The organism is Paraburkholderia sp. FW306-2-2C-D06C (assembly GCF_058781505.1).
This window is the reverse complement of sequence record NZ_JBYSWU010000039.1, coordinates 66,707-75,320: the sequence shown is the minus strand read 5'-3', so window position 1 is coordinate 75,320 and position 8,614 is coordinate 66,707. Positions and strand designations below refer to the sequence as shown.

At 59.9% G+C, this 8,614-nt stretch carries 6 protein-coding genes; 4 read left to right on the top strand and 2 right to left on the bottom strand.

Going from position 1 to position 8,614, the window contains the following annotated elements; translation table 11 throughout:
- Window positions 1-182: 182 nt before the first annotated feature.
- Entirely contained in the window at window positions 183-1,376 is a 1,194-nt protein-coding gene (locus AC3WLT_RS25640) for a M20 aminoacylase family protein (RefSeq protein WP_492594484.1), read from the bottom strand.
- 178 nt (window positions 1,377-1,554) lie between these two features.
- Here AC3WLT_RS25640 and AC3WLT_RS25635 point away from each other — a divergent pair, with 178 nt between their 5' ends.
- Both AC3WLT_RS25635 and AC3WLT_RS25630 read left to right on the top strand, forming a co-directional pair.
- On the top strand, window positions 1,555-3,633 hold the full coding sequence (locus AC3WLT_RS25635) for a molybdopterin-containing oxidoreductase family protein (RefSeq protein ID WP_492594483.1): 2,079 nt from the start codon (window positions 1,555-1,557) through the stop codon (window positions 3,631-3,633).
- Window positions 3,634-3,779: 146 nt separating this feature from the next.
- The gene (locus AC3WLT_RS25630; RefSeq protein ID WP_492594482.1) at window positions 3,780-5,453 is read left to right on the top strand and encodes a long-chain fatty acid--CoA ligase; all 1,674 of its coding nucleotides are present in this window, start codon (window positions 3,780-3,782) and stop codon (window positions 5,451-5,453) included.
- Between the two features lie 193 nt (window positions 5,454-5,646).
- Here AC3WLT_RS25630 and AC3WLT_RS25625 read toward each other — a convergent pair whose 3' ends face one another.
- The gene (locus AC3WLT_RS25625) at window positions 5,647-6,837 is read right to left on the bottom strand and encodes a porin (protein WP_492594481.1); all 1,191 of its coding nucleotides are present in this window, start codon (window positions 6,835-6,837) and stop codon (window positions 5,647-5,649) included.
- A 302-nt stretch (window positions 6,838-7,139) separates the two neighbouring features.
- On the opposite strand from AC3WLT_RS25625, the gene coq7 reads away from it, so the two are divergent.
- Both coq7 and mraZ read left to right on the top strand, forming a co-directional pair.
- Entirely contained in the window at window positions 7,140-7,772 is a 633-nt protein-coding gene (gene coq7, locus AC3WLT_RS25620) for a 2-polyprenyl-3-methyl-6-methoxy-1,4-benzoquinone monooxygenase (protein ID WP_492594480.1), read from the top strand.
- 412 nt (window positions 7,773-8,184) lie between these two features.
- Window positions 8,185-8,613 (top strand): division/cell wall cluster transcriptional repressor MraZ, encoded by a 429-nt coding sequence (mraZ, locus tag AC3WLT_RS25615; protein WP_073431291.1) that lies wholly within the window; start codon window positions 8,185-8,187, stop codon window positions 8,611-8,613.
- Window position 8,614: the final 1 nt, after the last annotated feature.

Genomic DNA, 8,614 nt, shown 5'->3' with positions numbered 1-8,614 from the left:
CAGGCTCCCCAGCAGCACCAGAAACCCCACCCAGAACGGTGGGGTTTCTGCGTTTACGGCTCCGGAAACCATCGCGGCCGTTGCTATCCAACCGGCCAAACAGCGCGTTTCAGTAACACTCGAATTGGCAGAGCGGCACGAGGCGATACATACATCGTCGCCTAATATCAACCCAACTGTCGCTATTCTTGCGACAAAAACCGTTGCACCAGCTTTACCCAGTACGTCGACCCGATTGGTAGCAACTCATCGTTGAAGTCGTAGCTCGCGTTATGCAGCATGCACGGCCCGGCTCCGTGGCCGGAATCTCGATGGCCGCCGTCGCCATTGCCCAGAAATGCATAACAGCCCGGTTTCGCCAGCAGCATGAAAGAGAAATCTTCCGCGCCCATCGTCGGTTCAACTGCGTCGTCGACGTTTTCTGGTCCGACAATCTCCTTCATGACAGCTGCTGCAAAGCGCGCCTCCTCGCTACTGTTGATGGTCGGCGGATAGTTACGGTGAAAATGGATGTCGACGGAGCACTCATAGGCATCGGCGGTGCTTTCGGCGATCTTGCGCATGCGTGCTTCGATCAAATCGAGTGTTTCAGTCGTGAAAGTTCGCACAGTGCCAGCGATCCACGCGTCGTTCGGGACGACATTGACGGCGTCGCCGGCGTGAATCTGGGTGATCGACAGCACCGCAGTATCGAGCGGCTTCTTGTTGCGCGTGATGATGCTCTGCAAACCGTTCGCGATCTGTACAGCCGTAAATACCGGGTCGCGGCCATTGTGCGGTAGCGCCGCGTGTGACCCTATGCCTTTGATTTCAATGCGAAATTCGTTGCTCGACGCCATGATCGGACCTTCAGTCACGCCGAAGTGGCCCGCCGGCATACCCGGCCAGTTATGAATGCCGAACACAGCGTCGACTGGAAACCTGGTGAACAGGCCATCGTCGATCATCGCCTGTGCGCCGGCGCCGCCTTCCTCGGCGGGTTGGAAAATGAATACGATCGTGCCGTCGAATTCGCCGTGCTTTGCCAGATACCGCGCCGCGCCGAGCAGCATCGCCGTATGTCCGTCATGACCGCACGCGTGCATTTTGCCGTCGTTCTGCGAGCGGTGATCGAAGCTGTTCAGTTCCTGAATCGGCAGAGCATCCATGTCAGCTCGCAGACCAATTCCGCGCGAACCATTGCCGCGTTTCAATATGCCGACTACGCCTGTTTTGCCCAGCCCGCGGTGAGTTTCGATGCCCCAGGATTCAAGGCTTTTGGCAACCAGATCCGCCGTTGCGGTCTCTTCGTAACGAAGTTCCGGGTGGGCATGAATCGTTCGTCGGAGGGTCTGAATTTCGCCGCGAGCGGCCTGGATTTCGGGAATCAGTTTCATGATGGAGTGATGATGCGCTTGTGCTCTGCTTTGCGTGGGATCGCTCGGGGCGCCTTCGCCCGGGCACGGTGATAACCGATTCTACGCCGAAGCATTTTTGGCGGCACCGCACCGGCCAGGCGGCCGCGGCCGTAAAATTCGAGACTACTTCCACACCGCTCTAGTGAATCAATCGCCAATGAATGCTCCGACCGAATTCGCCCGCGCGGTGTGTCCGCACGACTGCCCTGATACTTGCGCGATGCGCGTGACCGTCGAAGGCGGTCGGGCGATCAAGGTCACCGGCGATCCCGATCATCCGCCGACCCAAGGCGCGCTGTGCACCAAAGTCAGCCGCTATGCCGAGCGCGTGCATCATCCGCGTCGACTGACGACACCGATGAAGCGCGTCGGCCGCAAGGGAGAAGGCCGCTTCGAGCCGATCAGTTGGGACGAGGCGTTCGAGCTGGCTGCGATGCGTCTGTCGGGGATCGCTAGCCGCGCACCCGAAGCTATCCTGCCGTACAGCTACGCGGGTACGATGGGTCTGGTCCAGGGTGACAGCATTGCGCAACGGTTTTTCCACAAGCTCGGCGCGTCGCAGTTGGACCGTACGATTTGCGCGGCCGCCGGCGCGGCGGGGCTGAAATACACTTTTGGGGCGAGCCTCGGCATGCTCACGGAGTTTTTCGCGGAGAGTGATCTCATCCTGATCTGGGGCTCGAATCCGATCGCGTCGAACCTGCATTTCTGGACGCGCGCACAGGAAGCCAAGCGCCGCGGCGCGCGTCTGATCGCGATCGATCCGTACCGCTCGTTGACGGCGGAAAAGTGCCATCAGCACATCGCGATAAAGCCGGGCACCGACGGCGCTTTCGCGCTCGGCATGATGAACGTGCTCATCACGGAGGACCTGCTCGATCATGCCTACATCGCGGATCACACCTTGGGTTTTTCGGAACTGAAGGCCCGCGCGCTCAGCTATCCGCCGTCTCGCGTCGCTGAGATTTGCGGCGTCGACGAGCAGGTGATCGTCGAGCTTGCGCGCCTCTACGGCAGCACGAAGAAGGCCGCGATCCGGATGAACTATGGCTTGCAAAGGGTGCGTGGCGGCGGTAACGCGGTGCGCGCCATCGCTTGCCTGCCGTCGCTAACGGGCGCGTGGCGCGAGCGGGCGGGCGGTGTGTTACTGTCGTCGGCGGGATGGGCGCCGGTCAATTCGCACGCGTTACAGCGCCCGGACCTGATGCCAGGCTGGCCCGCCAAAGTATCGCGCGTCATCAATATGAACGCGATCGGCGACGCATTGCTGCATCCCGGCGACGCCGCGTTCGGCCCCAAGATTGAAGCGATCATCGTCTACAACTCGAACCCGGTGGCGGTGGCGCCGGATTCGGAGCGGGTCGCGGCAGGCTTCGCGCGCGAAGATCTGTTCACGATCGTGCTGGAGCATTTTCAGACCGACACCGCGGACTACGCCGATCTGCTCCTGCCTGCGACGACGCAACTCGAGCATCTCGACGTGCACAAGTCCTACGGGCACACACACGTAATGGTCAATCTGCCGGCGATCGCGCCGGTCGGCGACGCACGCCCGAACACGGAGATTTTCCGCGGCTTCGCGCGTCACATGGGCCTGAACGAGCCGGCGCTGTATGACAGCGACGAAACGGTCGCGCAGGCGGCGTTCCGCTGGGACGATGCGGCGCTCGAAGGCGTCGACTGGGATTCGCTGAAGAAGACGGGCTGGGCGAAGCTGAATCTGCCCGACGCGCCGTTTGCCGAAGGCGGCTTTCGAACGCCGTCTGGTAAATGCGAGTTTTTCAGTGAGCGCCTCGCGCAACAGGGGCTGGATCCGCTGCCCGATTATTTGCCACCCTACGAGTCCGCTGACGGTGCGCCGGAACTTGCCGCGCGTTATCCGCTTGCGATGATCTCGCCGCCCGCGCGCAACTTCCTGAACAGCACCTTCGTGAACATCGAAAGCCTGCGCTCGACGGAAGGCGAGCCGCACCTGGACATTCACCCGGCCGACGCACAGCAGCGAAACATAGTCGACGGCGATCAGGTGCGCATTTTCAATGACCGCGGCTCGATGCAAGCGCGCGCCCGTGTCACCGACAAAGCGCGCGAAGGCCTCGTCGTCGGGCTGTCAATCTGGTGGAAGAAACTCGCGCCCGACGGCCGCAACGCCAACCAGGTCACCAGCCAGGCGCTCACCGATCTCGGCGGGTCGGCCACGTTCTACGATTGCCTCGTCGAGGTCGAACGTGCCTGAAAAGGCTCGAAGAATCACGCCGCTGCCGCCCACAACCGGTTCGAGGCCGGAGTCTAACCCGGCCGTTTTTCGCGAATAGCAAAGGGGGCCGCATGCTACGATGCATTTTTAGCACGACCATTCGAAAATAAAGGAGGAGACACTGCATGGAAAAAATCTGGCTGAAATCTTATCCGCCCGGCATTCCGGCAGAGATCGATCCGACCCGTTATTCGTCCGTCGCCGAACTACTCGAAGAAGCTTTCCGCGAGCATCGCGCCAAACCGGCGTTCGTCTGCATGGGCAAAGAGATCAGTTACGGCGAGCTCGACACGCTCTCGAGCAAGCTGGGTGCGTGGTTTCAGTCGAAGGGTATGGCCCGCGGCGCGCGCATCGCGATCATGATGCCGAACGTGCTGCAATATCCGGTCGCGATTGCCGCGATCTTGCGCGCGGGCTACGTGGTCGTGAACGTGAATCCGCTCTATACCCCGCGCGAACTCGAGCATCAGCTCAAGGACAGCGGCGCGGAAGCGATTATCCTGCTCGAAAACTTCGCCGTCACGCTGGAGGCGATTGTCCGCAATACGTCGGTCAAGCACGTCGTTGTCGCCGCGATGGGCGATCTAATGGGCGTGAAGGGCGCCGTTGTGAACTTCGTCGTGCGGCGCGTGAAGAAGATGGTGCCGGCGTGGAGTCTGCCGGGGCACGTCAAATTCAACGCGGCAATCGCCGAGGGCGGCCGTCAGAGCTTCAAGCCGGTCAAGCAAGGTCCGGACGATGTTGCGTTCCTGCAATACACGGGCGGCACGACCGGTGTGGCCAAGGGCGCAACGCTGCTGCATCGGAACCTGATTGCCAACGTGCTGCAGTCGGAAATCTGGCTCGATCCGGTCCGAGCGAATCGCACTGACATCGATCAATTCATCACCGTCGTCGCGTTGCCGCTCTATCACGTGTTCGCGCTGACGGTTTGCGGTCTGCTGACGATTCGCACCGGCGGTCTTGGCGTGCTGATTCCGAATCCGCGCGACATCCCCGGCATGATCAAGTCGCTGCAAGGCTATCCGATCACGACGATTCCTGCCGTCAATACGCTGTATAACGCGCTTCTGAACAGTCCGGACTTTCACAAGCTCGACTTTTCGAAGCTGATCGCCGCAAATGGCGGCGGTATGGCGGTGCAGGAAGCGGTCGCCAAGCGCTGGTACGAGCATACGCATACGCCGATCATCGAAGGATACGGTTTGTCGGAGACGTCGCCATGCGTGACCTGCAATCCGGTCACCGTCACCGAATACAGCGGCACGATCGGTTTGCCGCTGCCGTCGACCGAAATCTCGATTCGCGACGACGAAGGCAACGAAGTGCCGCTGGGCCAGCCGGGTGAAATCTGCATCCGCGGTCCCCAGGTGATGGCGGGATACTGGAACCGGCCGGACGAAACGGCCAAGGTCATGACGCCGGATGGCTTCTTCAAATCGGGCGACGTCGGCTTGATGAACGAAGGCGGCTTCGTCAAGATCGTCGATCGCAAGAAGGACATGATCCTGGTGTCCGGCTTCAATGTTTATCCGAACGAAATCGAGGATGTGGTGGCGAAGCTGCCAGGCGTGTTCGAAGTCGCTGCGGTCGGTGTGCCGGATCAGCACTCGGGCGAAGCGGTGAAGCTGTTCGTCGTGAAGAAGGACCAGGCGCTTACTGATGCGGACATTTTCGCGTACTGCAAGCAACAACTGACCGGCTACAAGCGGCCGAAGATCATCGAATTCCGCGCGGAACTGCCGAAGAGCAACGTCGGCAAGATTCTGCGCAGGGAGTTGCGCGACGGCCGTGCCTAACAACACCGGCGCGAAGTAAGGCAGCTAAAGCAAAGCAACACAGCGCAACTCAGAAAAAAGGCCCGGCAGACGAAAGTCTGCCGGGCCTTTCTCCTTGAGCCGCCGCCTAGACACAAGCAAGCCAGCCGGCGCGCTTGCCATAAAAAAAGGCGCCCGAAGGCGCCTTTGAGGCAAACTGCTTTATTACGACTTATTAGAACTTGTGGCGGATACCGACGCGAGCCGCGAGCTGGTTCTGGTTCGACGAACCCGACAGGCCGTTGATGCCTGCATGAGCGTCCACCACAGTACCGCTCGTATTCAACGTCGAGCCCAGAGCGTGTTGGTACACACCAATAACGTAGACGTCGGTGCGCTTGGACAGGAAGTAGTCCACGCCGACCGAGCCTTGGTGGTATTGAGCACGCGATGCACCAGCGATGTCCGCACCGCGGGTGTAGTCGTATGCAGCGCCGACCAGCAATGCCGGGGTCAACTGATACTTGAAGTTGACTTCCGCGTTGTTGAACGTAGCCGATTGACCCTTGTACGGCGATGCGAACGAAGCACCCAGGTTTGCGAAGCGGATGTTCGAGTACGTCAAACCGACCGTTGCGGCGCCGAACGTGTACGCACCACCCGCACCGATCACCTGGTACGTGTTAGCCGAAGCGAAGCCAGCGTAGACCGGCGACGACACGGCGAAGTCCGGTCCCGTAGCCTTCACCGTGTTCGACGCGATCGTGCCGCCGTTGTTGAACAGGCCACCCGAAGCTGCCGGGGTGCGTGCGTTCAAGTAACCGGCGCCGAGGACGAGAGGACCGTTGTTGTAGCCAACGCCCAACGACCAGATCTGGTTGCCGCTGAAGTTGCCTGCCTGGCCGCCGAAGCTGTACGTGCCGCCGAACTTGAGGCCGTTGTAGTCAGCACTCGTGTACTTGACCGTGTTGTTGGTGCGGTACGCGTTGTTGAAGTTGTCGATGTCGCCCGGGTGAGCAGCGATGTAGCCGCCCCACTGGTCACCGGCTTCCAGCGGACCGACGTAGTCGACGACGGAGTCGTACTGACGACCCAGCGTGACCGTGCCGAACTGGCTCGACAGACCGACATAAGCTTGACGGCCGAACATCAGGCCGCCTTGACCCAGCTTGCCGTTGTTCACGTCAAAGCCGTTTTCCAACACGAAGATCGCCTTCAGACCGCCGCCCAGATCTTCCGCGCCGCGCAGGCCGAAACGCGAGCCTTGCATGACGCCGCTGGACAGGTTGTACAGGTGCTTGCCACCCGAGTTGGTGTTGATGTTGAAGCCTTCGTCAATGATACCGTACAGGGTCACGCTGCTCTGCGCATGAGCGACGCCTGCAAATGCGCCCAATGCTGCGAGAGCGAGAAGCGACTTTTTCATCGAATGATCTCCAAGAATTACGAATCTTTTGTACAAGGCGAATATTTATGTTGCGTTGAGGCCTTGCTGTGCAACTTCGCGAGAAGTTGCACGTAATGTAACAAAAGGCATACATGGCACAAAGAAAAAGGAGACGGCGACGAGCGCTCCTGTTTCGTTTACGCAACATGGTCTAAAATCCCAAATTGGCCGCTAAATTCGTTCGGGTACGAAGTCTTCGCGAGTCCGGTTTTGTGCCGCGAAGCCTTGTCGAGTGGACCTGTCAGTGCGGTGGGGCGGTTGTTGAATCACGGGAGTGCTGCATGTTTCTGGACGAATTGATTAGCGAATTTGATCGGGGTTTACGCTCAATGACGGGCGTATCGCGGATGAGCCGTCCGTTGCCGGTTCCGCAAGAATCGGCGGCCGAGGCCGTGGAACTCTCGCCGGCGGAACGCGCGCACGCGGCCGGCTTGATGCGGGTGAATCATGTCGGCGAGGTGTGTGCCCAGGCGCTTTATCAGGCTCAGAAACTGGCTACGAAGTCACCGTCTTTGCGCGCGGTCTTCAATCACGCGGCGATCGAAGAAGAGGACCATCTGGCGTGGACCGCAAAGCGCCTTCAGGCGCTCGATTCGCGTCCTAGCCTGTTGAACCCGCTTTGGTACACCGGCGCGTTGGCAATCGGCCTGGCAGCAGGTCGCATGGGTGATCGCGTCAGTCTTGGCTTTATGGCGGAAACCGAGCGCCAGGTGGAACAGCATCTGGATAGCCATCTGGATGAATTGCCCGCAGCCGATCTCGAGTCGCGCGCGATTGTCGAACAGATGCGCGTGGACGAAGCAGAGCACGGTAAATCAGCGATGGACGCAGGCGGCGTCGAGTTGCCGTTGCCGGCGCGCGCGCTGATGCGCGCAGTGTCGAAGGTGATGACCCGCACGGCCTATTACATATAGGTTGGGCGCCTCAACTCGCACCATCATTTCGAAGTGGGGCGGCGCACTACGCGCCGTCTGCCAGAATCGCCGAAAACGGCAGCAAACATCGTCCAATCCCGCCTGACACTCTCTTACATTCCGCGCCTTTCCCCCGCACTTTTCACGTATCACCTTCACAAGTTGCACTAGCTCATTCATTTATAACGGTTTTCCGTTTTATGTCTGATGTGAAGGAGTCGCGCTAAGTCCTTGTTCTAACAAACAAATTTCGCTCGAAAAGCGCGCTTCTCCCTTGACCCCTGTTTAGCGTTCCTCTAAAGTGGGAGACAGTGTGAGAAAGTGTATTTTTGTGTGATCTCACGGGCGGTTTCGGGTAGATTTTCATAGATCGGGCAGCCGGCGCTAAAGCGTCGTATGAGGGGAGAGCGAAGTGTTCCAAGGGGCGTCGGCGCTGACGCTCGATGCGAAAGGGCGGATGTCGATTCCCTCTCGTTATCGGGATGCGCTGCAGACACAGGCAGAAGGCCGGGTGACGATCACCAAGCACCCGGACGGCTGCCTGTTGCTCTTTCCACGTCCTGAATGGGAGATCTTCCGCGAGAAGGTCGGCAATCTGCCCATGAACGCAACCTGGTGGCGCCGCATTTTCCTTGGCAACGCAATGGACGTCGACATGGACGGTGCGGGTCGCGTGCTCGTGTCGCCGGAGTTGCGCATGGCCGGCTCGCTGGAAAAAGAAGTGACCCTGCTCGGCATGGGACGTCACTTCGAGTTGTGGGACGCACAAACTTACGCCGCGAAGGAACAGGCGGCGATCGCCGAGGGCATGCCCGAAGCGTTAAAGAATTTCACGTTCTGAT